Below are 25,027 nucleotides of genomic sequence, written 5' to 3'. Positions count from 1 at the left end.
GTGTGGTTGTTCATCGTTGAACTGCGTCTCCCGGTGACTCATTCCGAGCGATCCGGATGTCTCAGCAGAACGTTTGTAAAACTCCGAATTGACGCGTAGATAAATTCTCTGAGTCGAGGTGGGGGCTGTCAAGCCCCCCATTCATTCATTCATGCATTGCTCTGACGAGTGCACCTCCTTGCGCTTCAAAGCCCATTTTGCGGAAGTATCCGGGATCTGCGGCGACGCCCTCGTCGACGATCAGGGCTGGAGCCGCGCTGCGGCGCACTGCGGAATCGGCGTAGAGCACTGTGCCCGGCTTGAGATCACGATGGCGCTCTGTCACGAAATCAACGAGGACGCGTGCGCCTTCACTGCCGGACTCATGAGCGAAGAGCCCGACGAGTTCATTGCTGCACATGGTCAGATACACGCTCGAACCCGGGAGTTGCTCCTTGGAAAAACGCGGGAAATTCTCACTCATACTGGTCTCGTGTCGTTTCACGAAGTCGGCGACGATTTCACATTGAGGATCAACGGGAAGGATCCGGTACTCCTGCTTCGCTCCCTTGTGAAGACGGATCAGCCAGTAGATGTCAATCATCGTGATCACTGCGTTCATCGCCGCGTAGGGCCAGATCCCGAAGGTGATGTTGTAGACGGTCGCAATGAGCGAGCCCACCAGATTCAAGGTTCTGAATTTGCGGATCGAGGGAATGACGAGAGAGATGACGACGAGGGCCGATCCGGTCCATCCGATGATTTCCCATACGGGCATTGAGCGTCTCCTGGCGGCTTTTTCACCCGTGCTGCGCCGATGAGAAGCTTCGGCGCAGCACTGCTGTTCCTGTGAAGTGTTTGAGCTGCGCTGGCAACGACGGTGTCACCCAGCACATTTCTTTAACATTTCGCAGTATTGGATTTTGCAAGTGTAACGACGCTGGATTGTGAATACCAGGCTCGTTAGCAAATCGTGACCCTGAGTTCAGGGACGAGGGCAAGGCCCGAGCTCAGTGCCCGGCCCTGCCCCCGTCCCCTAGCCTTTGCGACAGACTCACAAGAAGGCATTGGTCCTCAGAAAGCCCTTTCCCCCTATCAGGCCCGTTTGCGGGAAAGGAGCCCCGCGCCGACAAGGGCGAGGAGGAGCGCGCCAAGGCCGAGGACATCCGCAGAGGAGCCGGTCTTGGCGAGATTATTGCCCGAACCCTTGCCCGCCTGTTTGCCGGGCTTGCCGGTATTGTTCTCGCCGGGCGTCGGCTGCTGACCTTCAGGATCGGGCACAACCTGGTGCGCCGGGCAGATGACCGGAACACTCAGTCCCTGGCTCGCGGTGACAACCTCTGCGAAGTCCGTGGACACGGAAACGGGGACATTCACGACATCGCCTTCTACGTGTCCTTCGCAGCGCTGCCCAGCGAAGACCTTCACCTCAACATTCGCCCGACCCGCGCCATCGGTGGTGATGACGGCCGCCTCATCGGAGGCGTGCTCATCGAGAAGACTGTTATCGACCGGCGAGCTCCCCTTGGACGCATCAAGGCTCAAGGTCACGTTCTGCGTGATCGAGGGGCCTTCTGAGAAGGAAAGACCCCGCATCGGAATCGACAGGCTCGTACCATCTGCAAGCGGCTCAGTGGGCAGGCTCAAGCCAATCGACGACTTGGCCACTCGCGGAGTCGCACCCGAATGAGCGGCAAGGAACTCATTGAACTTATCCCTATCGAGATTCCCATTCGTCTTGGCCGGGCCTCCCGCGGTCAGAGCATCGAAGGAGTCTCCGCCTGCCAGGAGGAAGGTCACCGATCCGATCGTGTAGATCCTCGCAGGGTCGAGGGGCTCATCGTTCACCATGACCGAGGTGATGCGCTGCCCGTAGGGCTTCGCCGGATCATAGGTGTAGCGCACATTCGACGAGATGCCGAGCTTGAGCAGAGGGCGCGAGTTCTGCGAGTTGAGATCGGTCTTCCACTGCTGTTCGAGAGCCTTCCTGAAGTCCGCTCCGGTGATGGACACGTAGCCGAGCTCATTCGAGAAGGGCATGACCGAATAGGACTGCGCGTAGGTGATGGTCCCGTCCTCGTTCGGGATGAGATCGTCGCGAAGGCCACCGGCGTTGATGATGCCAATATCGACGGGAGTGTTGCCCTCAACGAGGATGGTCTCCCTCATGGCGTCGGCGACGAAGTCTCCAAGGCTCGATTCGATTCCGCGGTTCGAACCCGGGTCAGTTTTGCCCCCGGGGGCGGTGAAGACGCCACGGCGGAAGGGCTGAGTGTATCCCGTTCCAACAACCGCTTTACCTGCTTCCTGAGAGTCGGCGACCGCTTGGTTGACGACTGCCTGGGTCTCAGGGTCCACGCCGCATTCAGCGACCTTAGCCGCAGGGATCAGCTGGGTGTCGGCTGAGACGACCTTCTTCGTTGCAGTGTCGTAAGCAATGCGGATCAGGCCGAGGTTATCGGTGTAGGAACCCGATGCGACGCCAGCGAGGAGGGGGTTCTTCGAGTCGAGTTTCTCAGCCGAGTCGATCTTGTCGAACTCGTAGGGCACGTGGGTGTCACCTCCCATGATGCCGTCGACGTATTCACTGACCTTGGGATAGTTGTTCTTCACATCGTCGTCGAGCATGGCGATGACGATCTGCGCTTCGTCCTTGTCCTTGATGGATTTGGCGAGTGCGTCAATTCTTGCAAGGGGGTCAGTGAAGGTCAGTCCCGCTGTCGTGCCGGGGCTGAGCTTATAGGGAACGTCCTCAGCGATCGCGCCAATGAAGGCGACTTTCACTCCCGAGGGCGAGGTCCAGACCTCGTAATCACCAAGGTAGGGGGTTTCCACCCCGCCCTTCATCCAGGTGCCCATGCCCTCGATGTTCGCGCCAAGATAGGGGAAGCCCACCTGCACGAATTCGCCCGGGTTCGAACCGTCAACGCGCTGTTTGAAAACGGCCTGGCCCATGTCGAGTTCGTGGTTGCCAATGGTTGACGCCAGAGGGGACATGGTGTTGAGCGCGGCAATCGTCGGATTGTCCTTCAGGGAGCCCGAGGTGTAGGGCGAGGCCCCGATATTGTCACCGAGGAGCGTGAAGGAGGAGTTCGGGTTCGTGGTCCGAGCCTGCTTGAGGTAGCAGTTCATCGCAGGCAAGCCCGCTTCGCGCACCACTCCTTTCTTCTTCACCTGTTCGATGTGCCCGTGAACGTCTGTGAGGTTGTACAGATCGAGAGTGACGACTGTAGTTGCGGGCTTCTCGCCGGACTCGTTGTTTTCTGTTTCGGCATGTGCCGCTGTGGGGGCGAGGAGGAGGGCGAAGACGGCTCCGGTGCCGAGTATCGTCCGCCGTAGTGTCTTACTCATTGATTCTCCGATTCTTCTTCATGGGTGCCGTTGGATGCGGCCTTGTGTAGTGAATAGAGCTGTCAGGAGATGCGTGCGCGCCGAATCGCGAGGGCCGCTGCGAGGAGGAGGCTGATTCCCGCTGCTGCAAGGAGCCCCTCGTGGGTTCCGGTTGAGGCGAGAGAGCCCGGCCCTTTCGAGGAGGACTTTCCTGCAGGCGATGCCCCTTTCCCCGATGCCGAGGGGGCTGTTCAGCTCCGGGATCTGCGGGAGTGTTCGGCGTGTGGGTTCCAGGGTCGGAGCCCCCGTCCCCGGGTTTTTCGCTGACGAGTTTGAGGCCCACGATCTCAGGATTGTGGTCCGAGGATCGGTAGGGGTTGTCCATCTCGGTCTTGAGGAAGAGGTTGGCATTCGACCTCGAGTATTCGAAGGCGATGGACTCTTCTGCATTCACCGCCCAGGAGGCGACGTCGACGACCAGGGGGTCGGCGGCCGTGTTCGCGAACACGTGATCGAGGGAGCCCGATCGTCCCTGATAAACGTAGGAGGGTGAGGTGCCTTCCGACTTGTGGATCCAGCCCGCGTCTTTCAGGACTGTGAGCGGATCTTCTTTGGAGTATGAGTTGAAGTCTCCGACGAGGAGCGTCGGTTTGTCCTCGAATTTCGCGGCGAAGAAGGCGAGGGCCCTCGCTTGTGCGACGCGGATCGCGTTCGAGTTGCCTTGACCGTCGCCGATGTCGGTGTTGCCCTCTTCCATGCCCTTCGGGATCGAGCCCTTGGACTTGAAGTGGTTCGCGATGACGACGAAGTTCTTTCCGATCTGCTGGTCGGTGACGACGGGGGTGAACTCTTGGGCGAGGGGTTGACGTGCGAGCCCGGTGAAAGCCGGGTCGTCGAGGATCTGGGATTGGCCGACGGGGCTGACTGTCTTCGGCTTGTAGATGAAGGCAGTGCGGATGACGTCTTCTTTGGCGGGCACGGTCCCGGGGCTTGGGACGAATGCCCAGATGCGGCTTCCCGCTGCCGCGTTGAGAGCGTCCACAAGGGTTTTGAGGGCGGTGTCGCGGTCCGGGCCGATTCCAACGCCCACCGGGTTCTCGATCTCTTCGAGGGCGACGACATCGGCGTCGATCATGGTGATCGCGGTGACGATCTTCGCTTGCTGTTGGCTGAAGGCCTGGGAAGACCAGGCTCCTCTGACAGTGCATTTCTTCGTGGTGACGAAGTTGCCTTCCCTATCGGGGTATCCCTTGCAGCCGGGCTCGTTCTCGCCGAGGTCGGAGAAGTAGTTGAGGACGTTGAAAGTCGCGACTTTCACGTCGCCGTTGACTGTGGGGACTGCGGGGCGCTGGCCGCTGATGGCGACGGGGGAGCGATCGGGGTGTCCGGCGACCATGCGGCTCGGCTGAAAGACAAAGTTCGAGTGGCGCACGTCGACGAGGACCGGATGCGTGAAGTTCACCTGGTAGCCGACCCTGGCCGGGGCGCCGTTGGCGATATAGGCGTAGGGGACCGATGTTGCCGCGTCCTGCGTGAGATTCGTGTTCGTCCCGTCATCGAGGGAGATCACGGCAGCGGCGTTCTTCGCTTCGTAGTCGATTGCCGTGCCTCCGGGGGCGACAACGTCGGTCGCCGCTCGTAGCGGCTCGCTCCCGGGGGTGAGGGCGAGGGTGCCGTACTGGTTCACCTGGTAGTTGTCGGTGATCGTCCAGCTTCCCGATGGGGCGACGAGCATGGATTCGAGGGCTTCGAATTGTTCCGCATTCGGCAGGGAGTCCAGGGGGGTTGGGGAGATGGGAGCACAACCCGTGGCGGGGGTGATCGCCGTGACGGCGAGCTGGGTGAGGCTCGGTGTGGATGCGGTCGTTGTCTTCCCGGTTGCGGGGAATTCGGTGACGGTGCCTCTCACCTGGACGCAGGAGCCGATTGCCGGGATGTCGAGGTTCTTCTTGCCCACCCAGACGAAGAGGCCGTCTGATGAGTTACGCGCCGGATCCCAGGTTCCGCCGCTTCCGGGGGTCTGGATTGTGAAGCCGTCAAGGGTCGAGGCGAGTCCATCCTCGCTCTTGGGATAGGCTCCGGTGACGACGCCGAGGGTGGTGACGGTGGTCCCTATAAGAGCCGAATCATCGGCGTCCCCTGTTTTTTGGATTTCAGGGATCGGGGTGAGGGCCCGGTCCTGGGCTGCCCGCGATTGTGTGGTCTCGGCGGGCTCAGCGGTGTTGTTCCCGGAGCCTGTCTGCTCTGAGCCCCGAGAACTGTGGAGGGCCTCATCTCCTTGGCTATTGGCTGTGGAATCTGCAGGGCCATTGGAAGGCTCGGCCTGCTTCGATTGGGGGCTTTTTTCGGGGGCGAGTGGGGGTTCGGCTATGGAGGGGGCCTCGGGAGAGGAGTGAGAGGGGGGTGTGTCTTCGGCTGCTTTTTCCGCTGCCTGGGCGCTCATCGGAATGGTGACGAGTGCGAGGGCGGCGGCTCCGGACAGGAGTCTCTTCATGCTGATGGTCATACGATGGGTCTCCAGTTTGGGGTCGCCACTTCAGTGTGATGTGGTGTCGTCTTTGACATGCAAGACCCCACCCTTCACATAATGTAAAGAGCGGATTTTACAATCGTAACAACATGTGGGGGCAAGATCTAGCCCCCAACCGAGAATTCTTTGTCTCCCGGCACCGCCACCGATTCAGCGGGCTTCACTGGGCCGGTAGGGACTGACAACCACTTCAACCTTTTGCAGGTCCTTCACCTCGGCGTATCCGGTTGAAGCCATCGTGCGCTTGAGTGCGCCGACAAAGTTGAGTGAGCCGTCCGCCCTCGTCGAAGGACCGTAGAGAATCTGCTCCAAGGTTCCCGAGGTGCCGACGTGGACCCTCTGCCCTCGCGGCATATCCGGGTGAGTCGCTTCAGAGCCCCAATGCCATCCTTGTCCGGGCGCTTCCTTCGCGCGTGCGAGGGCAGCGCCGAGCATCACTGCATCCGCTCCGCAGGCGATCGCACGTGCGAGATCCCCGGAACGCCCGATTCCACCGTCCGCGATAACGTGAACGTAGCGGCCACCGGACTCGTCCATGTAGTCGCGCCGGGCTGCCGCAACATCCGCGATCGCCGTCGCCATCGGCGCATGGACTCCCAGGGACTGACGGGTCGAATGGGCCGCTCCCCCGCCAAAACCGACGAGGACGCCCGCCGCGCCGGTCCTCATGAGGTGCAGGGCCGCAGTATCCGTGCACACCCCTCCCACAATGACGGGAACATCGAGTTCGTAGATGAAACGCTTGAGGTTGAGCGGCTCATGGCGGCTCGACACATGCTCCGCGGACACTGTGGAGCCTCGGATGACGAAAAGGTCGACGCCCGCATCAACGACGTAACGCCAGTACTTCTGGGTGAGTTGCGGCGAGAGCTTGCCTGCGACCACGACCCCGGCATCACGGATCTGGGCGAGGCGCTCGGTGATGAGGCGCGGCTGGATCGGCTCGGAATAGATCTGCTGGAGGCGAGCGATCGACTCCTCCTCACTCAAGTGTGAGATCTCTTCAAGGATCGGTTCGGGATCCTTGTAGCGGGTCCATAATCCGTTGAGGTCGAGGACGCCGATCCCGCCCAGGCGGCCGAAGTCGATTGCCGTTTGAGGGCTCATCACGGAATCCATGGGAGCAGCCATGACGGGGATGTCGACGTGGTAGGCGTCAATCTGCCATCCGACATTCACATCCTCGGGGTCGCGTGTGCGCCGCGCGGGCAGCAGGGCGATGTCGTCGAGGCTGTAGGCGCGCCTGGCGCGTTTTCCGCGGCCAATTTCGACTTCGTTGCTCATTTTCCCAGTGTATCGGCTCGCCTCTTCATGCATCCGGGGCAAGGAGGTCTCCACATGCACAGGGGATGACGCACACTAGGGGCATGAACTCGACGACGACTTGGAGCGAAGTGCCCTGGCTGGGCTTCGACACTGAAACGACGGGCGTGGACCCGACCAGGGACCGGCTGGTCACTGCCGCCCTCGTCTTGCGCCTCGATGGGGCGAGGGCGGGACGCGAAGACCAGGTGCGCACCTGGCTCGCCGATCCTGGGGTGGAGATCCCCGCGCAGGCGAGCGCCGTTCACGGCATCACGAACGACATGGCGAAATCACAGGGCCGTCCGATTGGCGAAGTCCTCGACGAGGTCGCGGCCACCCTGGTCGAGCATTGGCGCAGAGGCTTTCCCGTCGTCGCTTTCAACGCCTCCTACGACATCACCCTCCTCGATGCGGAACTCGCCCGCCACAACATGGGGACCTTCGCACAGCGCCTCGACGCCACTCCGATGCTCCTCATCGATCCTCTGGTCCTGGATCGCGCACTCGACCGCTACCGCAAGGGAAAGAAAACCTTGACGGATATGGCTCCGGTCTACGGGGTCGACGCGTCTGCCGACGCCCACACCGCCGAAGTTGATGTGCAGATGACTCTGGATGTTCTGGCGGAAATGGCGAGGCGATTCGATTCTGTGAAGGCGATGAGTGCTGGACAGTTGCACGCCTACCAGGTGCAGGCCCACCGGGAGTGGGCCATTGACTTTGAGAACTTCTTGCGTTCGAAGGGGCGGGAGGCGAGCATCGACCCGGCTTGGCCGATGCTCGCGCACTGAGCCCTCACTTCTCGTCGATCAAGTCTTTCCAGCTTCTCTTATTGCCGACGAGGATATCGAAGTGGCGGTTCTGCTCGGCGATCGCCGCATCCGTCGCCGGGTTCTTAATCAAGGCTTCGAGGACATCGGGGGCGGCGGTGATCGCGCCGACTCCCTGACGGACCAGTTCAAGCACCTGCTCGGAGTTCTTGAAAGAGGCGGCCAGGACATCAGCCTCGAGGCCGTAGGACCTCAAGGTCTTGTGGATCTCCGTGGCGACGCGCACGCCGTCAATCCCATAGTTGTCCATGCGGTTGACATAGGGCGCGACATAGCGGGCACCGGCCTTCGCGGCCATGAAGCCCTGCATGGACGAGTGGATGCCGGTGGCGGTGACCTGCATTCCCTCGGCGACGATCAGCGGGATCGCGCGGAAGCCCTCACGGGTCACGGGCAGTTTCACGAAGAGGTTGCCGCCCAGTTCAGAACGCAGTGCCCTCGCCTCATCGACCATCGCTTCGGCGGTTTCAGACACGATCTGAACGTGCAGCTGAGAGGTGGTGGGCAAAACAGCGCGAATGCTGTGAAGAACCTCGAGTGGCTCTTTGCCTTCGCGATACAGGATCGAGGGGTTCGTTGTGACGCCATCGATCGGCAAGTACTTCAGGGTTTCCTTGATGGCGTCAACATTGGCGTGGTCGATGAGGATAAGCATGGGTGCGCGAGCCTCCCGCGATCTAGAGAATTATTCCAACCCGTTCAGAGTAGGCGATCAGAGGAGGGGAAGATTCACCGAGTCGTTCTTCCACGAAGCAGAGGAGCAAACGAGTCGCTCATCCGCAAAGCGCAGGAGGAGCCGATTCGCCGCACCGCCGAGTCAAAGACCAGCCGCATTGACGCCCCGCAGACTTGAGGTGCCGCTGGATCGATCATGCCCCCAAGCACTGGCGCCGCCGAGCAAGGGCCAGGCACATCCACGAATGAAGCGCCAAGAGCTCTCAGCCTGCTGTCAATGAGTTCCGGGTCCACTCGAACCGACGGATGAGCCCCCGGCGTGACACAGATGGAGCTCTTCACACCGGGGGCGTTGGGCGCACTGCGCCTCTTCTCAGCTCAGGCGATCTTTCAGCGGCCCGAGGTCGAGTGGTAGTTCGGCGCCTCAGAGGTCATCTGCACATCGTGGGGGTGAGACTCGCGCAGACCCGCAGAGGTGATCCGCACGAAGCGACCGTTCTTCTTAATCTCCTCAATCGAGGAGGCGCCCAGGTAGAACATCGTCTGATGCAGGCCTCCGACGAGCTGGTAGATAACAGAGGCGAGGGAGCCGGTAAAAGGCACCTGCCCTTCAATTCCCTCGGGAACGATCTTGTCATCGGAGGTGACATCGGCCTGGAAGTAGCGGTCCTTCGAATAGGACTTGCGCCCACGCGAACTCATCGCGCCGAGAGAGCCCATGCCGCGGTAGCGCTTGAACTGCTTGCCATTGGTGAAGACGACCTCACCGGGGGACTCCTCACAGCCCGCAAGGAGCGAGCCAAGCATGACGGTGTCAGCGCCGGCGACAAGGGCCTTGCCGATGTCACCGGAGTACTGGAGTCCACCATCGGCGATGAGGGGAACACCCGCTGGTCCACATGCCTTCGCCGCGAGAGCGATCGCGGTGATCTGCGGGACGCCCACGCCTGCGACGACGCGGGTCGTGCAGATAGAGCCCGGTCCGACTCCGACCTTGACCGCGTCCACTCCGGCGTCGATCAGGGCCTGAGCGCCCTCGGTCGTGGCGACGTTACCGCCGATGATCTCAATGCCGTCGAATGCTGGGTCGGTTTTAATGCGGCGGATCATGTCGAGAGCGAGCTTGGCCCCACCGTTCGCAGTGTCGACGACGAGGACGTCGACTCCGGCTTCGGCGAGGGCGGTGGCGCGCTCCCAGGTGTCACCCCAGTACCCGAGAGCGGCGCCAACGATGAGGCGACCGCGAGCATCCTTCGTGGCGTTCGGATACTGCTCAGTCTTGACGAAGTCCTTGACGGTGATGAGACCGGTGAGGCGATCGTCCTCGTCCACGATCGGGAGTTTTTCGACGCGGTGTTCGGCAAGGAGGGTCTTGGCGTCTTCACGAGAGATTCCAACGTGACCGATGACGAGGCGTTCGCGGGGAGTCATGCAGTCGCGGACTTTCAGCCTCGCCCAGTCACTTTGGGGGACGAAGCGCAGGTCGCGGTTCGTAATGATGCCCAGGAGGTGGCCGTCTTCGGAGACGACGGGCAGGCCGGACACGCGGTAGTGTCCGCATAGCTCGTCGAGCTGCTCGATCGTGGCCTCAGGTCCGACGGTGACGGGATCTTCCACCATGCCCGATTCGGAGCGCTTCACGAGGCGCACCTGTTGGGCCTGCTCTTCGATGGAGAGGTTGCGGTGGAGGATGCCGATTCCACCTTGACGGGCCATCGCGATGGCCATGCGCGCTTCGGTGACGGTATCCATGGCGGCCGAGAGGAGGGGCACGCGCAATGAGATCTTCTTGGTGAGTCGGGACGTGGTGTCCACTGTGGAGGGGACGACGTCTGTGAGCTCGGGGAGCAGGAGGACGTCGTCGTAGGTCAGCCCGGTAAGACCGAAAGCGTCGGTCGTAGAAATGTCACCCATGTGGAGAGTTTAGGCGTGCGCCGCGAGCGCGGGCTAACCGCCTGCCCCTTCCCCGCCCTTCGAGTGGCAGGTCTCACGTGTCGCCGCCGACGTCGTCCTCTTTCAGGTGATTCTTCCGGGCGAATCCTTCAGGTGAGTCGGGTCCGCGTTCGTCGCGTCCCCGCTGTGAGCACTCTCCTCGATTGGTATGAGTACTCTGGGCGATCAGCGCCCCCGGTGTGCCCCGGCGGACACAGCGTGGCACGCGGTGAGGCCGAGAGTCACTCCTCCCATGTGTTCTCCTCGCCCGGGGCGGCCGCTTCGTCTTTGAGCACCGCCCCCGTCTCTTTCAACGTTGACGCTGCTTGTTTCAGTGCCGCCGCGAAGCCCGGATGCACTCCGATCCTGGGCAAAGTGAGCATCTGCGCGATGTGGTAGGCATCGGGCTTTCCTGGCCACACGGAACAGCCGGGCTCTCCTCTCTCGTTGATCTCGTGGATCCATCGGCCCGGGCCCTCGTGCGCATACTGGTCCATCCAGGATACGTAGCGCGAGAAGCGCTCACTGCAGGCCTCAACTCCGGCCTCGTCCCCTTCTTCTTCGAGGACGCGGCCGAGGATCAGCGCGGCGTTCACGGCCTCGGCTCCGGCCCAGTGCATGCGCGTGGACACCACCGGGCGCCCATCGAAGTCTGTCGTGTAGACGATCCCCCCGACTCTTCCTGCATCCCACCCGTCCTCGTCTGCTCGTTCCACGAGGGCGCGCGCGACCTCAAGCATCCAGGCGCCCGGGGTGTCGCCAATGGAGATAAGGGCGGCACGCGCATGGAGGATGAGGCGCGCCCACTCGAAGCCGTGGCCGGGCGTCGCCCCATAGGGGCGGAAGGGATCTGCCGGGTTTTCGATGAACATCTGGGCTTGGACGCGCCAGGAAGCGTCGAAGTGTTCGGGAAGACGCCAAGCGAAGCGGGCTCCGAGCTCCGCGATGAAGCGCGCCATCTCGCGGGCGCGGTCGAGCCAGCGCCTCTGACCACTCGCGTCGAAGGCCGCGAGATAGGCCTCGACCGTGTGCATGCTCGTGTTGAGGCTGCGGTAGTCCTCGCATTCGCTCCAGTCCCGGTTCCAGGAGTTGCGCACACGCCCGAAGGAGGGCTCCCACCAGTGGCGATCCTGATCTTCGAGGGCCTCGTCCAGCAGCTCTCGCGCCTCCTCGTGGCCTGCGAGCTGGGCGGCAGCGGCCGCGAGGATCACGAAGGCGTGGGCGTAGCCCTCCTTGCGTGCGCCCGGCGCGGGAGCCGCGTCCTCGTCATGGGAGTCGAGGGCGGAAAACCAGCCGCCGAACTCGTCATCATGGAAAGGCCCCCTCAAGGATCGAAGCCCGTGACGAACTAGGGCTTCGGCGCCCGCGAGTCCGCGCAATTGCGCAAGGGCGAAGACGTACGTCATGCGCGCGGTGATCCACAGCTCGACCGGCGAGTCGGGAGCAACGAGGCCTTGGGCATCGAGGGCGGCAAAGCCGGAGTCGACGGCGGATGCAGAGGCGAATCTGATGAGCTCTGTGAAGTCCTCGTCGAAAGATTTCAGGAGGGACTCTTCGTTCCATGGGGTGTGCACTACGACTCCCGGTTGCATCGTTGCGAATGGGGCTTGGGAGTTTCAACCGTAGCATCGCGTGACATGCTCACGGCACGACAAGGCGCGCTCAGCGAGGCGAGGAATGCACTGAGCGGGCAGAGATGTGGCGTAGCACAGCTTTGGGTGGGGGCTCTGGGTACAGTGCACGATCGAGCGCGGGGATAGCTCGTCACGCGGGGAGGGGCCCGCTCTCGGCAAAGAGACGAATAGCTTCAATGTTGGGCACGCCTCATAGCACGAGGGTTCGGAGTCGGCGGCGGTCACGTTGAGGATGGGGATGGGCACACCTCATTGCGCGGACAGGCCCCTTTCAGCCGCCGATCTCTGTTAGATCCACCCCTGGGGCGAGCATGGCGAGGACCTCTTCGACGCAGGCGGCTGGGGTGCGCACGCGCATCACTCGAGCGTCCACCACGGGTGGGACGTCGGCGCCAACGAGGAGAACATCCACTTCGCTTTCCTGCGCAATGACGCGGATGAGCACTTCACAGTCAGCATCAGTGCCCATCACGATGGCGAGTTCGATCGGACGGTTCTCGATGTGCGCGCGGAAACGATCCGGGCCGTTCTCCATGCCGATCCGGCCCGTTGTGACGACGCGGGCATCGATCCCGTACCACATGAGTGCGACTCCGACGACGTGGGCCGCCAGTTCATGCATGGTGTCTGTGAGGATCGCGATGGAGGCGAGAGGATTCTTCCGGCGCGGCCGCTGCTTAGCGATGGAGCCGAGGACTTCGAGGAAGGCCGCGTTCAGTTGAATCGAGGGGGCACTGCCGGGCAGTTCCCCTCGAGCGTCCCCCCTTAAACGGTCGAGGGCGGGGCTGACGAGCCTGGACCAGGTGTGGACGAGACCCTCGGTCGAGATCGCGGCGGCGAGGCATTCACGCAGGGCTTTGGGAGTTGCGTTACGCGTTGTCGTGACGAGATCGTGCACGCAATGCGGTGGCAGAGAATCGGGGGCTTCATCGCTCTCACTCCAATTGCGGGCGATGGCTGCGGCGTTTGCCGGGGTGACTCCGCGGCGCACGAGTTCGACCATGCGGGCGAGCCTGGCGACATCGCTGTCCACATATCGTCGATGCTCCCCCGTCCGCCGATCCGAGGGGCCGAGGCCATACCGGCGTTCCCAAGTCCTCAGAGTCGAAGGGGGGATACCCAGCTTCACGGAAACCGCGGTCACCGTCAGCGGGGCGCCGGAGCTGTGCCCAGTACCGAGATGAGCTCGAGGCATGCGTCCCCTTTCCTTCCTCTCTTCAAATGCAGCGGCTTTTTCTGCTTGATGCACTGTGATCGACCAGGGCGCCTCAGCGCCACGGACTCACTTGGCCCTGTAGCTGCATTCTTACCCCGGCGCCGCCGAGTTCGCCACCGGAACGACGAAGAGAATGAATAGTATTACTTGTTCACAGGCTATTCACTCAAAGTCCCCTCTTTTTGCAGGAAGATCCCAGAAATGACCTGATTCCTGGGAAAACACTGAGAGTTTAGACGTGAATCTTGAACTACTTACGCACAAGCAACTACCCTGGGCAAGGTCGCCGGGGACCCTCCCCGTTCCGACCTCGAAAGCGAGGTGCCCTTCAATGACCGACGTCTCCCGACTCCCCGGACCAATGGTTGATGCCTGGGATTGGCAGTACGACGGAGCCTGCCGCGACCTCGACACAGAACTCTTCTTCCACCCCGAGGGCGAGCGCGGTTCTACGCGCCGTCGACGCGCCGCCAACGCGAAGGCGATTTGTGCAAACTGCCCGGTGATCAACCAGTGTCGCGAATACGCTCTCGCAGCACAGGAGCCCTACGGGATCTGGGGTGGCATGACCGAGGAAGAACGCCGCGAAGAAATCCGCTCCAAGACCCGACGAGTCTCCTGAGCTCCCAACATCGACTCTGACTTCGGGGGCGCCGCGAAACGGCGCCCCCGAAGCGTTTCTGCAACACTTGTGTCACCTATTCATCTCGCAGGAGTTCTTCCGTGTTGTCTTCCCCCCGCTCCTCCACAGCCCGTTCACCCCTCGTCGCTGTCCTTTTCCTCATCATTGCGGCGCTGGTCATCACCCTCGGCGTGTTCGTCGCGGATCGTCACCGTCTCACCAACGAACTCGCTCAAGCTCGAGCCGCCCAGAGCACCGACTCCGCCACTTCTCCCAGCGAGGAAAGCCCCGACGCTCAAAAGGGCAAGACCGCCCAGGACCCGAACGCTCCGGCTCCGACAGAGACACGCCCAGACGTCCTCGAAATCCTCCACAGCCAGGTGAAACGAGATCCCCACGACGCCCAAGCCAAGGGGAAAGTCGATGCGAAGGTCGTCATGGTCGTCTACTCCGACTTCGCCTGCCCCTATTGCACCCTTTTCGCCAAGGAAGTCGCCCCCACCCTCAACGACCTTATTGAGGACGGAACTTTAAGAATCGAATGGCGCGATCTTGCGCAGATCACTGCGTCCTCGCCGCTCGCAGCCCAAGCGGGCCGCGCCGCCGCCGCACAAAACCGCTTCTGGGAGTTCCACGACGCCGTCTACGCAGCCGCCGGGGAAGGCGAGCACCCGGAATACACGCAAGACTCCCTCATTGAGTTCGCGAAGCAAGCCGGAGTCGGCGATCTTGAGGCTTTCACTCGTGCAATGAACGCTCCCGAAACCGTCGCAGCCGTTGAGGCCGCGAAGCAGGATGCCTACGCCGTCGGCATCACTGGAACCCCCTTCATGATCATCGGCGACTCCTTCGTCCCCGGATACCGCGGCCCCGAATCCGTCAGGGCGACCGTCGAAGCTCAGGCAGCCGCAGCCCAGTGAGCACTCTGCCTCCCCTTGCCGCCCTCCTCGGAGGGGTCCTCACCCTCTTCGCCCCATGTTCGATCATGGTGCTCCCCGCCTTCTTCGCCTACGCCTTCCAGTCGAAGCGGGCACTTCTGTGGCGCACCCTGCTTTTCTGGCTGGGCCTGCTCGCAGCTTTGATTCCCCTTGGGGCGCTCGTCGGAGCGGCGAGCCACGCACTGCGCGAGAGTCTCCCCCTCATCACAGCCCTCAGCGCCCTCTTGCTCATCATCCTTGGCGCGATCGAGGCCCTCGGATTCTCTCTTCCCCGTTTCCGCAGGACCTCCCGACTCGCAGCGAAGAGTCGTGATCGGACGCATCCGCTCTCGATCTTCCTCCTCGGTGCAGGTTACGGTTTTGCCGGCATCGGTTGCGCAGGTCCGATCCTCGGTGGCGTTCTCGTCGCTGCGGGGCTCGGAGGCTCTCCCCTCCAGGGGGCGCTCCTCATGGCCTGCTATGCGAGCGGCATGGCGCTCCCCCTGGGTCTTCTCGCCCTGATCTGGCGTTCTGCACGCCTTTTTGAACGGCCTTGGATGCGTCCTCGTCCATTGCTTCTCTTCGGACGGGAAACGACGTGGACGAATCTTCTTTCCGGCCTGCTCCTCGTGATCTTCGGCGTCCTCTTGCTCGCTTCGGGGGCCTCGAATCCGCTGAGTGGACTTGTTTCCCCCGCGAGGCTCGCTTCCTGGGAGGAGTCTGTGCTCTCCTTCGCCTCTCTTGTGCCGAGCTGGGCACTGATCGTGGCTCTCGCTGCCGTGCTCGGCGCCACCTGGTATATGAGGCCGCGCTCGCTGAGCGGGAGCGAGGAAGAAGGATCCGAGTAGGCCCGGCTGTGGCTTGTGATAGTCGCCGCTGTTGGTTGTGATAGGCCCGCTCTGGGTTGCGGTAGGCCTCTTTCTGAGGTTGTGACCCGCGCGAGCGCGCATGGACTGCTTCGGGGTGTTGAGGCCACAGAGGATCCCCAGCCTGCTCCCCCTCGGCCCACAAGGATCGGGGCCGACACCCATGAGGATGTCGGCCCCGAAAAGCTATTCGAGCGAGTCCGCTCAGCGTTCCACGATCGCGAGGACATCACGCGCGGAGAGGATCTGGAACTCCTCGGCGCCGTACTTGACCTCGGTGCCGCCGTAGCGCGAGTAGATCACGACGTCGCCGACCTTGACGTCGAGCGGGACGCGGTTACCGTTGTCGTCAATGCGGCCAGGGCCCACTGCCACGACTTCGCCTTCCTGCGGCTTCTCCTTCGCGGTGTCCGGGATGACAAGACCGGAGGCGGTGGTGCGCTCGGCCTCGACCTGGCGGATCACAACGCGGTCTTCGAGGGGCTTGATGGAGACAGACACTGTCGTTCCCTTTCGTTCAAAGAACTGCTCGTCCCTCGCCCGCCGTCGCGGGGGTCGGGTGAGGAACCCGATCGCGGCCTGGGCCGCGCTTCAGGGACGAGCATAGGCCCGCTCTGGCACTCGAGCAACCTGAGTGCCAGTCCTGATTGTCGAAGACGCAGCGCCAACCCCCCAAAGAGGCGCATGATGCGCCCCGGCAGATCAGCCTCTCCATTGAAGATGCCCCCGTGAAGATGGACCCGCCATTCCCCGGGCATCACGAGTGCGAGTCTGTGGGGCACCCGCGCTCAAAAGCCTTTTCCGTACAGGTCTTCTCGCCGATTGCCCCATCGGCCATCTGTACGTTCGAATTCTCCGTCCTCTGCTCTTTGCGTTCGACACAGCTTCCTTTGAATTCTTTGCAGCACTCAGTCCTGCCGCTCGTCCTCGCACGCTCTGAACTGTCCACGTCCCACAGTCCTCTTCTCCCCTGCGCCTCGCTCACTCTCGCCTTAGCGCATCACGGAGTCCTCGCATGCGAGAATCCTCCCGTGCCTTCTTCGCTCGACCCGCTCCTCACTCTCGAGGGCTCGCGTCTCCTCGCTGATCTCGAGGCCGAGGCTTTTTCACCCGGCGACCCGCTCGCAGCGGGTGAGGCCCTGCGCAAGCGCGGCATTGAAAAGGGACTCGCAAACGCCGTCCTCACCCAGCTCGACCTGCGTCGAAGAGCCCGCATGAAATTCGGCGAAGACGCAGGCTCTCTCTTCTTTACGCGTGACGGACTCGAACAGGCAACCCGCAAGATCGTGTCCGAACGGAGAGCACGCCGCTATCTCGATGCCGGAGCGGCATCCATCGCGGATCTTGGATGCGGCATCGGCTCAGATTCCCTCGCCTTTGCGAAAGAAGGCCTTGCCGTGCTCGCAGTGGATCTGGACGAGGACGCGGCAAGCGCTGCCCGTCTCAACCTCGCTGCCCACCCCACAGCGCAGGTTAGACGCGCCAACGTCTGCGACCTTGATATTCCCAGCCTCGCCCACAGCGGCATCGACGCTCTTTTCGCCGACCCCGCCAGGCGCACAGGAGCACAGCACGGTTCTGCCAGGATCATGGACCCCGAGTCCTGGTCTCCTCCACTCTCCCTCGTCCTGTCGTGGCGCGAGGCGATCCCCCGCGTCGGCGTCAAGGTCGCTCCCGGCATCGCTCATGAGGCCCTGCCCGCCGACGCGCGCGTCGAATGGACGAGCGTCGACTCTTCCCTCGTCGAAGCGGCGATCTGGACCGGCCCTCTCGCCCTCGAAGGGGCGGGTCGCAGCGCCGTCGTCATCACAGGGAATGATGTGTTCGTCCTTGCTGAAGAAGGGCCCGCGAACGCAGCGCGCCTGCCCGCTCCCCTCGGCCCGCTCGGCGCATTCATCGCCGAACCGGATGACGCGGTGATCCGTTCGGGTCTCATTCACCGCCTCGCCGAGGAAACCTCCTCCACCCTCGTCTCCGAGTCAATCGCCTACCTGAGCGCCGATACTCCCCTCGTCTCGCCTTTCCTCACCTGCTTCGAAGTCGAGGACGTCGTCGCGCTCAAGCCGAAGATGATTTCTTCGGCGCTGCGTTCCCTGGGAGTTGGCCGAGTCGAGGTGAAGAAGCGAGGCGCGGATATTGATCCGGCGGCTTTGCGCAAGTCCTTGAAGCTCAAGGGCGATGGGGAGGCCGTCGTCTTCGCCACGCGGGTCGCGGGGCGTCACCGTGCGATCATCGCCCGTCGTCGGCGTGCCTGAGCCGAGTGGCCGCACGCCCATGCGATCAAAGGGGCCTTGAGAGCAGGGGAAAGAGGGCAGTGCCTGAGCAGCGCGCGCCCATGTGCTCAAGGAGCTTTCTGCTCATCAAGCTCGGCCTACACGAACCCCTTGATCGGCCTACAGGGCCCCTTGCACGCCCATGCTCCAGTAAGCCCGCTTCGGGCTTGCCACACACCCGAGCATCACAGCCACGTCCCCACGCCCCGGAGACTTCGGGAGGAGGTCGTCGAGTTGGCGTTTGAGTGCAAGCCACGTCCCCACGCCCCGGAGACTTCGCTCGGGCTCGCACGAAATCCGAGACCTGGGACCCGCGCTCGCGGCCCCCAGGGGTGCTCCGCCGCTTCACACCAGGGCGCTCCACTGGATTCAGCGCGGCAGCACGGAAGGCTGGGTGAGGGCCATGCTCGAATCCGGGGAGAAATCCCAATCGGAGGGCGCCACTCCTGCTCTGAGGAGCTCAGAGGTCAAAGCCGCGATCTGAGCACCGTTATCCGTGCAAAAACGCAGTGGAGGCATCCTCACTTCGATGCCCGCAGCTTCAGCGCGTTCGCTCAGCAGAGAACGCAGACGCGAGTTCGCAGAAAACCCTCCACCGACAACAATCGACGAACACCCCGTATCAAGGGCGGCGCGTACCGCCTTCGACGTGAGGGAATCATTGACTGCTTCTGAAAAGCCCGCGCACACGTCCTCGGGCGAGAACTCTTCACCCCTGGCTTGAGCGCCTTCAACATAGCGGGCGACCGCGGTCTTCAAGCCAGAGAACGAGAAATCGTACTTGTGGCGTTCCTTGTCCTTACCCGAGGCGAGCCCTCGTGGGAAACGGATCGCATCAGCATTGCCGAGCTGGGAGAGTCGGTCGACGTGTGGGCCACCCGGGTAGGGCAGCTCGAGGAGGCGACCGACCTTATCGAAAGCCTCACCTGCGGCATCGTCGAGGGTTCCGCCCAGTTCTTTCACATCGGTGGCGATGTCCTCGACGAGGAGGATATTTGAATGTCCGCCTGAGACGACTAGGCCGATGAATCGTTGTGGCAGGGGCCCGTCGGCGAGTTTGTCGACGGCGAGGTGGCCGATGATGTGGTTCACTCCGTACAGGGGCTTGCCGAGAGCAGAGGCCAGGGCCTTCGCCGCACAAATCCCAACCGTCAACGAGCCGACGAGGCCCGGGCCCGCCGCCACGCCGATCGCGTCAATCTCCTTGAGAGTGACGCCTGCTTCCTCGAGAGCCGAGTCGAGGGTCGGCAGGAAGGATTCAAGGTGGGCGCGAGAAGCGATCTCCGGGATGATGCCGCCGTAGCGGGCGTACTGGTCCATCGAGGTGGCGGTTCGGTCAACGAGGAGCTCGCAGCCGCGCACGATCCCGACACCGGTCTCATCGCAGGTCGATTCAATTCCAAGAACGAGGGCTTCACTCACGTCGACCAGTGTAAAACCGTGGGCCGCTTCAGGCCTCGTCCGCTTGAGCTCTGGGGCGTCGCTTTGCGATCGCCATTGCGACTCCTGCGAGGGCGAGGGCGAGGAGGGACCAGGGCAAGGCGTGATCGGCGAGGGCCTTGATGTCAGCGGGTCCGAATATGAGGCCGATGAGGGCCAGAACGGAAAGGAGGGTGAACACAGACATGGCGAAGATGGTCAATGCGACCCAAAAGCGGCGTGCGGGACGCTGTTCTCCTGTGGGCTTCGCTTCGCTGGTGTCCGCCTTGCTGATTGTGTATTCGGCCATGTTCTTCGCCTCCGCCCCGATTTTGCTCACCATATTCTATGGTGCAGCGAGTGTCCCCCAAGCTCCTTGCCTCTTCGTTGAGCTCCTCCCCTCTTCGCTGCGACCTCTCTTCTTCGCAAAGGCTTCCCGTCTTCGTCACATTCTCACTTCTTCCCCACGGCCTCTCTTCTCCAACTCAAGGCCGGGACGCAGGGGCGAGGCCGTATGCAGCTCTTCCCCAAGAGCCGCATACGACGGCGCCCCGGCCGAAAGAGAATCGACCGGAGCGCCGCGATGGCCATATGCGGCTCAGATGCCCTTCAGGGCAGCCTTGCCGAGCTGACGGTTGAGCGTCGCAATGACGTCGAGAGGGATCTGCTTGGGGCAGACCGCTGCACACTCACCAATGTTCGAGCAGGTGCCGAAACCCTCCTCGTCCATCTGGTTGAGCATGTTGACAACTCGCTTGTAGTTCTCCGGCTTGCCCTGGGGAAGGAGCTGGAGGTGCGTGACCTTCGCCGAGGTGAAAAGCATCGCCGAAGCGTTCGGGCAGGCCGCCACGCAAGCGCCGCAGCCGATGCAGGCTGCAGCCTCGAATGCACGATCCGCGTCCTGCTTCGGAACCGGAGTGGCGTGAGCGTCCGGGGCCGCACCGGTGTTCACTGAAATGTAACCACCAGCCTGGATGATGCGGTCAAGGGCGCTGCGGTTGACGACGAGGTCCTTGATCAGCGGGAAGGCGTCCGCACGCCAGGGCTCGATCGTGATGACGTCACCATCGTGGAACGTCCTCATATGGAGCTGGCAGGTGGTCGTGACCTCCGGGCCGTGAGCAACGCCATTGATGACGATGCCGCACTGACCGCAGATTCCCTCACGGCAATCCGAATCAAAGACGATCGGTTCTTCGCCGCGGGCGAAAAGGTCCTCGTTGAGGATGTCGAGCATCTCCAAGAAGGACGAGCCCTCGGAGATTCCCTTCACCTGGTACTCGTGCATCGCGCCACGGTCGTCGGGACCGTTCTGGCGCCAGATCTTCAGTGTGAGGTTCACTTGTAGCTCCGCTGCTTCAACTCGATGTTGTTGTAGATGAGGTCTTCCTTGTGGAGGATCGGCGCTTCTCCCTCGCCGGTCCACTCCCACGCGGCGACGTACAGGTACTGGTCGTCGTGGCGCATCGCTTCACCCTCGGGGGTCTGCGACTCGGCCCGGAAGTGGCCGCCGCAGGACTCCTCACGGTGCAGAGCGTCGATACACATGAGTTCACCCAGTTCCATGAAGTCGGCGACGCGGCCGGCCTTCTCGAGGGACTGGTTGAGTTCGCCGATCGACTTGCCGGGAACACGGACGTTGAGCCAGTAGTCCTTGCGCAGTTCGCGGATGAGTCCGATTGCCTTCTTGAGGCCTGCCTCGGTGCGTTCCATACCGCAGTACTCCCACATGATGTGCCCGAGTTCCTTGTGGAAGGAGTCGACGGAACGCGATCCGTTCACAGACATGAGAGTGTCGATGCGCGACTGGGCGTCCCGAAGAGCCTCGACGACGTCCTGAGAGTTCTCGTCGAGCTTCGGCAGGTTGAAACACTTCGACAGGTAGTCGTTGATCGTGTTCGGCAAAACGAAGTAGCCGTCCGACAGGCCCTGCATGAGCGCCGAAGCGCCCAGGCGGTTGGCACCGTGGTCGGAGAAGTTCGCCTCGCCGGCGACGTACAGGCCCGGCAGGTTCGACTCGAGGTCGTAATCGACCCACAGGCCGCCCATCGTGTAGTGGACTGCCGGGTAGATGCGCATCGGCACCTCGTAGGGGTTGTCACCGGTGATGCGCTCGTACATGTCGAAGAGGTTGCCGTACTTCGCAGAAACGGCATCCTTGCCCATGCGCTGGATCGCGTCGGCGAAGTCGAGGTAGACGCCGCGAGCAACACCGTCGATCTTCGGGCCGACGCCTCGTCCCTCGTCGCACATGTTCTTCGCCTGGCGAGAGGCGATGTCACGCGGGACCAGGTTGCCGAAGGAGGGGTAGATACGCTCGAGGTAGTAGTCGCGATCCTCTTCGGGAATCTCGCGCGGATCCTTTTCGCAGTCTTCCGCCTTCTTGGGCACCCAGATGCGGCCGTCGTTACGAAGCGACTCCGACATGAGGGTGAGCTTCGACTGCTGGTCGCCGTGCTGGGGGATGCAGGTCGGGTGGATCTGCGTGAAGCAGGGGTTGCCGAAGTAGGCGCCCTTGCGGTGCGCACGCCAGATCGCGGTCGCGTTACACCCCATGGCGTTGGTGGACAGGAAGAAGACGTTTCCGTAACCACCCGTGGCGAGGACGACCGCGTCGGCGACGTGGGTCTCAAGCTTTCCGGTGGACATGTCGCGGGCGACAATGCCTCGTGCACGACCATCGGAGACGATGAGCTCGACCATTTCGTGGCGTGCGTGCTCGGTGACGGTTCCAGCTGCGACCTGACGCTCGAGGGCCTGGTAGGCGCCGATCAGGAGCTGCTGTCCTGTCTGGCCGCGAGCGTAGAAGGTGCGAGACACCTGGACGCCGCCGAAGGAACGGTTATCAAGAAGGCCGCCGTATTCACGGGCAAAGGGGACGCCCTGAGCGACGCACTGGTCAATGATGTTGGCGCTGACCTCGGCGAGACGGTAGACGTTCGTTTCGCGGGCACGGTAGTCGCCGCCCTTGACCGTGTCGTAGAAGAGGCGGTAAACGGAGTCGTTGTCGTTACGGTAGTTCTTCGCGGCGTTGATGCCGCCCTGGGCGGCGATCGAGTGGGCTCGGCGGGCCGAGTCCTGGTAGAAGAACACGTCGACGTTGTAGCCCATTTCGCCCAGCGAGGCTGCGGCAGCACCACCGGCGAGGCCGGTGCCGACGATGATGACGCGGAGCTTGCGGCGGTTGGCCGGGTTCACGAGGGCCGCGGAGAACTTGCGCTGCTCCCAGCACTGTGCAATCGGAACATCGAGGGGCGCCTTCGTGTCGGCGATCTTCTCGCCCTCGTGGTAGAAGCCCTTGATGAGGGTGTCAGACATGAGTATTCGACCTTCCTCAGGAGATGAATCCGGCGGCGATGGCAAGCGGCGGTGCCATGAACATCACGAGGATGATGGCGCCGACGAGGCCGGAGAGGATGAGCATGGCCTTGCGCGTGGCGGGTCGGACCCAACCGAGGCTCTGGAACATCGACCAGAAACCGTGCGACACATGCAGGCAGACGAGTGCCACGAAGAGCAGGTACAGGAGGACAACCAGCGGCGATTGGAAGGACGCCACCATGCGCTCGTAGGGGGTTGCGTCGGCGACGAAGCCCGTCTTCACTGCGCCCACGGTGAAGTGCAAGATGTGGAAGACGAAAATGAGGAAGATCAGGACGCCGGACAGGCGCATGGTGCGCGCAGCATAGGAGTCCGTGACTGACTTCTTCACGACGTAGCGACTCGAGCGCGCTCTCTTCGAACGCCGCCACGTGTAGGCAGCGGCGAAGAGGTGGATGAGGAGCATGAGGAGCATCGCGGCGCGGAAGACCCAAATGAATCCGCCGTGCGGGAAGATCGGCACGAATGCCTCTTCTTTGAGCCAGTGGGCGTAGTGGTCGTACGCCTCCTGACCGAGGAACATCTTGAGGTTGCCGTAGGAGTGGAAAAGCAGGAAGAAGACGAATACGAAGCCCGAGACGGCCATCAGCTGCTTAATGAAGACGCTGGTGGTCCACGCGCGGCGCTTCTTCGTTGCGACGTTTGTTGTGGCCATGAAGAATAGGATAAGCCCTGAAATCGTGCCGATTCTGCGACCCTCGGCCCACTGGAAGCGAACTTTTACTCGGGGTTGCGAGTTTCCCGCACAATCACGCCGATTCCCCAGCGAGTTCACACGGGATTATCCTCGCTGCGAGGCAGTCTGTATTGCCACTTCAAAGATCTCTTCCAGACCTTTTTTAATACGCCGATCGTCGCGATATTCGTTCAAACGTCTTTTCTTCTCAGAACTCAGTTGCTTTCGAGTTCCTTGAGCATCGTGATCGCATCCTCGAGGGGATTGTGGAAGTAGCGCCGGATTCTCCCGACTTCCCTAAAACCCTCACTCGTGTAGAGGGCGCGCGCCCCCTGATTCGATTCTCGCACTTCTAAGAAGACGGTCCTGGCTCCACGGCGCACAGCCTCTTCGAGGAGGGCTTTGACGAGCATCCTGCCCAGCCCTGCGCGACGGGCCTGCGGCAAGATCCCGATGGTCATGATGTCCGCACTATCGCCGAGCGTTTTGATTCCGCCGTATCCGAAGACGAGGCCCCCGGCCCGTGCGAGGCCCCTGACCTGCGAAAGATCGTCCCCCTCGGCTCTTGTCTCCTCGTCAGGGGCTAGGGCGAGGAGATAGTCCGAGTAAGGTGAAGCGAGTTCCTCACGAATCATCCCCTCCGTCCACGGGTCCTCGGGGAAGAGGAGCTGCTCAAGCTCAAGGAGGAGTTGCGCATCGGATTTTCCGGCACGGATGATGTGGACCCGTCTCGGACTCATAAGCGTTCCATCGGCTGACCGTGAATCTCCGGGCGGCGCAAGTACAGGGGCGCGGTCGACAGGGAGTCTGCCTCTCCGCGGGCGAGCCTGGCGGAGACGATGCGCGAGAAGATCGCGGGGTCGAGTTCGACCTGGGGGCCGAATTCCGCGACCGCGAGCGCTTCAGCTGAGTGGGCGGGAATGGGGCCTGCGCTCACGATGAGTAGATCCCTTTGTCGGAGGGAGGACAACAGAGCGGCGGCGCTTCCGACCTCGAGACGCCCCTCGAGGTGCACATCATCGGCACCCTCAGCAGTGTAAAGACCCCAGTAGAGCTCTTTGCGGCGCGCATCAGAGATCGCGAGGACCCGGGTCTCGCGGGGCAGAAGATCAAGGGCGGCGCGGGCAATCGCGTCGAGGCTCGACACTCCGTACACGGGGATTGCGGCTGCGCGGGCATACACGCGAGCAGACACAAGGCCTGCGCGAAGACCGGTGAAGGGGGCGGGGCCGGTTCCCACGCAGACGCGATCAAGTCCGGCGGCTGCCCCCTGCGGCGCAAGCCCCGCCTCGGTGAGCACCTGGGTCACGAGGACGGCGATGGACTCGGCGTGGTGTCGCGTGGACTTATTGGCGGCGCGAGACAGGACCAGTGTGTCGTTGACGAGTGCGACGGTGGTTGCGGCTGAAGTGTCGAGGCACAGTGAAAGCACGGCGTCGATC

General features: G+C 62.6%; 21 protein-coding genes. 5 read left to right on the top strand and 16 right to left on the bottom strand.

Annotated features, from left to right (window positions below; translation table 11 throughout):
• Positions 1-145 precede the first annotated feature (145 nt).
• The 4 genes from JFX23_RS01525 to JFX23_RS01510 form a co-directional block, all read right to left on the bottom strand.
• A complete protein-coding gene (locus JFX23_RS01525; protein ID WP_198775407.1) occupies positions 146-757 on the bottom strand; it encodes a hypothetical protein in 612 nt (203 codons plus the stop codon).
• 317 nt (positions 758-1,074) lie between these two features.
• On the bottom strand, positions 1,075-3,330 hold the full coding sequence (locus JFX23_RS01520) for a bifunctional metallophosphatase/5'-nucleotidase (RefSeq protein ID WP_198775405.1): 2,256 nt from the start codon (positions 3,328-3,330) through the stop codon (positions 1,075-1,077).
• Positions 3,323-5,815 carry an ExeM/NucH family extracellular endonuclease gene (locus JFX23_RS01515; protein WP_463599275.1) on the bottom strand — a complete coding sequence of 831 codons (2,493 nt, stop codon included), beginning with the start codon at positions 5,813-5,815 and terminating at the stop codon, positions 3,323-3,325. Before JFX23_RS01515 ends, JFX23_RS01520 begins: the two co-directional genes overlap by 8 nt.
• Positions 5,816-5,989: 174 nt before the next feature.
• The gene (locus tag JFX23_RS01510) at positions 5,990-7,123 is read right to left on the bottom strand and encodes a GuaB3 family IMP dehydrogenase-related protein (protein WP_040313523.1); all 1,134 of its coding nucleotides are present in this window, start codon (positions 7,121-7,123) and stop codon (positions 5,990-5,992) included.
• Positions 7,124-7,206: 83 nt separating this feature from the next.
• Between JFX23_RS01510 and JFX23_RS01505 the strand changes: the two genes are divergently transcribed.
• A complete protein-coding gene (locus tag JFX23_RS01505; protein ID WP_233050463.1) occupies positions 7,207-7,935 on the top strand; it encodes an exonuclease domain-containing protein in 729 nt (242 codons plus the stop codon).
• 4 nt (positions 7,936-7,939) lie between these two features.
• Here JFX23_RS01505 and JFX23_RS01500 read toward each other — a convergent pair whose 3' ends face one another.
• The 4 genes from JFX23_RS01500 to JFX23_RS01485 form a co-directional block, all read right to left on the bottom strand.
• Positions 7,940-8,629, bottom strand: a complete 690-nt coding sequence (locus JFX23_RS01500; protein WP_198775401.1) for a transaldolase family protein — start codon at positions 8,627-8,629, stop codon at positions 7,940-7,942.
• Between the two features lie 410 nt (positions 8,630-9,039).
• Entirely contained in the window at positions 9,040-10,563 is a 1,524-nt protein-coding gene (guaB, locus tag JFX23_RS01495; protein ID WP_198775399.1) for an IMP dehydrogenase, read from the bottom strand.
• 260 nt (positions 10,564-10,823) lie between these two features.
• Positions 10,824-12,155: an AGE family epimerase/isomerase gene (locus JFX23_RS01490; protein ID WP_332874657.1), complete on the bottom strand. Its 1,332-nt coding sequence runs from the start codon at positions 12,153-12,155 to the stop codon at positions 10,824-10,826.
• A gap of 331 nt (positions 12,156-12,486) precedes the next feature.
• Complete coding sequence (locus JFX23_RS01485) at positions 12,487-13,410, bottom strand: MerR family transcriptional regulator (protein WP_198775395.1); 924 nt, start codon at positions 13,408-13,410, stop codon at positions 12,487-12,489.
• Between the two features lie 352 nt (positions 13,411-13,762).
• On the opposite strand from JFX23_RS01485, the gene JFX23_RS01480 reads away from it, so the two are divergent.
• The 3 genes from JFX23_RS01480 to JFX23_RS01470 all read left to right on the top strand — a co-directional run bounded on the left by JFX23_RS01480 (position 13,763) and on the right by JFX23_RS01470 (position 15,818).
• Positions 13,763-14,053 carry a WhiB family transcriptional regulator gene (locus JFX23_RS01480; protein ID WP_198775393.1) on the top strand — a complete coding sequence of 97 codons (291 nt, stop codon included), beginning with the start codon at positions 13,763-13,765 and terminating at the stop codon, positions 14,051-14,053.
• 101 nt (positions 14,054-14,154) lie between these two features.
• A complete protein-coding gene (locus tag JFX23_RS01475) occupies positions 14,155-14,973 on the top strand; it encodes a DsbA family protein (protein ID WP_198775391.1) in 819 nt (272 codons plus the stop codon).
• A complete protein-coding gene (locus JFX23_RS01470; protein WP_198775389.1) occupies positions 14,970-15,818 on the top strand; it encodes a cytochrome c biogenesis CcdA family protein in 849 nt (282 codons plus the stop codon). Before JFX23_RS01475 ends, JFX23_RS01470 begins: the two co-directional genes overlap by 4 nt.
• A gap of 222 nt (positions 15,819-16,040) precedes the next feature.
• On the opposite strand, the gene groES is transcribed toward JFX23_RS01470, so the two are convergent.
• Positions 16,041-16,337 (bottom strand): co-chaperone GroES, encoded by a 297-nt coding sequence (groES, locus tag JFX23_RS01465; RefSeq protein WP_005962176.1) that lies wholly within the window; start codon positions 16,335-16,337, stop codon positions 16,041-16,043.
• 530 nt (positions 16,338-16,867) lie between these two features.
• Here groES and JFX23_RS01460 point away from each other — a divergent pair.
• Positions 16,868-18,091 (top strand): class I SAM-dependent methyltransferase, encoded by a 1,224-nt coding sequence (locus tag JFX23_RS01460; protein ID WP_332874656.1) that lies wholly within the window; start codon positions 16,868-16,870, stop codon positions 18,089-18,091.
• Positions 18,092-18,478: 387 nt separating this feature from the next.
• Here the strand turns inward: JFX23_RS01460 and tsaD are convergent, their stop codons facing one another.
• The 7 genes from tsaD to tsaB all read right to left on the bottom strand — a co-directional run bounded on the left by tsaD (position 18,479) and on the right by tsaB (position 25,017).
• A complete protein-coding gene (tsaD, locus tag JFX23_RS01455; RefSeq protein ID WP_198775387.1) occupies positions 18,479-19,531 on the bottom strand; it encodes a tRNA (adenosine(37)-N6)-threonylcarbamoyltransferase complex transferase subunit TsaD in 1,053 nt (350 codons plus the stop codon).
• A 28-nt stretch (positions 19,532-19,559) separates the two neighbouring features.
• On the bottom strand, positions 19,560-19,868 hold the full coding sequence (locus JFX23_RS01450; RefSeq protein ID WP_332874655.1) for a hypothetical protein: 309 nt from the start codon (positions 19,866-19,868) through the stop codon (positions 19,560-19,562).
• 258 nt (positions 19,869-20,126) lie between these two features.
• Positions 20,127-20,870 (bottom strand): succinate dehydrogenase/fumarate reductase iron-sulfur subunit, encoded by a 744-nt coding sequence (locus tag JFX23_RS01445; RefSeq protein WP_198775378.1) that lies wholly within the window; start codon positions 20,868-20,870, stop codon positions 20,127-20,129.
• The gene (locus tag JFX23_RS01440; protein WP_198775376.1) at positions 20,867-22,846 is read right to left on the bottom strand and encodes a fumarate reductase/succinate dehydrogenase flavoprotein subunit; all 1,980 of its coding nucleotides are present in this window, start codon (positions 22,844-22,846) and stop codon (positions 20,867-20,869) included. Before JFX23_RS01440 ends, JFX23_RS01445 begins: the two co-directional genes overlap by 4 nt.
• Positions 22,847-22,862: 16 nt before the next feature.
• Positions 22,863-23,564, bottom strand: a complete 702-nt coding sequence (locus JFX23_RS01435; RefSeq protein WP_198775374.1) for a succinate dehydrogenase cytochrome b subunit — start codon at positions 23,562-23,564, stop codon at positions 22,863-22,865.
• Between the two features lie 236 nt (positions 23,565-23,800).
• Positions 23,801-24,325, bottom strand: a complete 525-nt coding sequence (gene rimI / locus JFX23_RS01430; protein WP_198775372.1) for a ribosomal protein S18-alanine N-acetyltransferase — start codon at positions 24,323-24,325, stop codon at positions 23,801-23,803.
• The gene (gene tsaB / locus JFX23_RS01425) at positions 24,322-25,017 is read right to left on the bottom strand and encodes a tRNA (adenosine(37)-N6)-threonylcarbamoyltransferase complex dimerization subunit type 1 TsaB (protein ID WP_040313528.1); all 696 of its coding nucleotides are present in this window, start codon (positions 25,015-25,017) and stop codon (positions 24,322-24,324) included. The genes rimI and tsaB overlap by 4 nt, the downstream gene beginning before the upstream one ends.
• Positions 25,018-25,027: the final 10 nt, after the last annotated feature.

It is taken from the genome of Schaalia cardiffensis, assembly GCF_016405145.1.
GTDB lineage: Bacteria > Actinomycetota > Actinomycetes > Actinomycetales > Actinomycetaceae > Pauljensenia > Pauljensenia cardiffensis.
Note: the sequence above shows the minus strand (reverse complement) of the source record. Positions and strands in the feature narration are given on the sequence as shown.

What these genes read in the sequence shown, in the direction of transcription:
- JFX23_RS01525 (WP_198775407.1), bottom strand. Translation starts at nt 757, where the DNA reads ATGCCCGTATGGGAAATCATCGGATGGACCGGATCGGCCCTCGTCGTC.
- JFX23_RS01520 (WP_198775405.1), bottom strand. Translation starts at nt 3,330, where the DNA reads ATGAGTAAGACACTACGGCGGACGATACTCGGCACCGGAGCCGTCTTC.
- JFX23_RS01515 (WP_463599275.1), bottom strand. Translation starts at nt 5,815, where the DNA reads ATGACCATCAGCATGAAGAGACTCCTGTCCGGAGCCGCCGCCCTCGCA.
- JFX23_RS01510 (WP_040313523.1), bottom strand. Translation starts at nt 7,123, where the DNA reads ATGAGCAACGAAGTCGAAATTGGCCGCGGAAAACGCGCCAGGCGCGCC.
- JFX23_RS01505 (WP_233050463.1), top strand. Translation starts at nt 7,207, where the DNA reads ATGAACTCGACGACGACTTGGAGCGAAGTGCCCTGGCTGGGCTTCGAC.
- JFX23_RS01500 (WP_198775401.1), bottom strand. Translation starts at nt 8,629, where the DNA reads ATGCTTATCCTCATCGACCACGCCAATGTTGACGCCATCAAGGAAACC.
- guaB (WP_198775399.1), bottom strand. Translation starts at nt 10,563, where the DNA reads ATGGGTGACATTTCTACGACCGACGCTTTCGGTCTTACCGGGCTGACC.
- JFX23_RS01485 (WP_198775395.1), bottom strand. Translation starts at nt 13,410, where the DNA reads ATGCCTCGAGCTCATCTCGGTACTGGGCACAGCTCCGGCGCCCCGCTG.
- JFX23_RS01480 (WP_198775393.1), top strand. Translation starts at nt 13,763, where the DNA reads ATGACCGACGTCTCCCGACTCCCCGGACCAATGGTTGATGCCTGGGAT.
- JFX23_RS01440 (WP_198775376.1), bottom strand. Translation starts at nt 22,846, where the DNA reads ATGTCTGACACCCTCATCAAGGGCTTCTACCACGAGGGCGAGAAGATC.
- JFX23_RS01435 (WP_198775374.1), bottom strand. Translation starts at nt 23,564, where the DNA reads ATGGCCACAACAAACGTCGCAACGAAGAAGCGCCGCGCGTGGACCACC.
- rimI (WP_198775372.1), bottom strand. Translation starts at nt 24,325, where the DNA reads ATGAGTCCGAGACGGGTCCACATCATCCGTGCCGGAAAATCCGATGCG.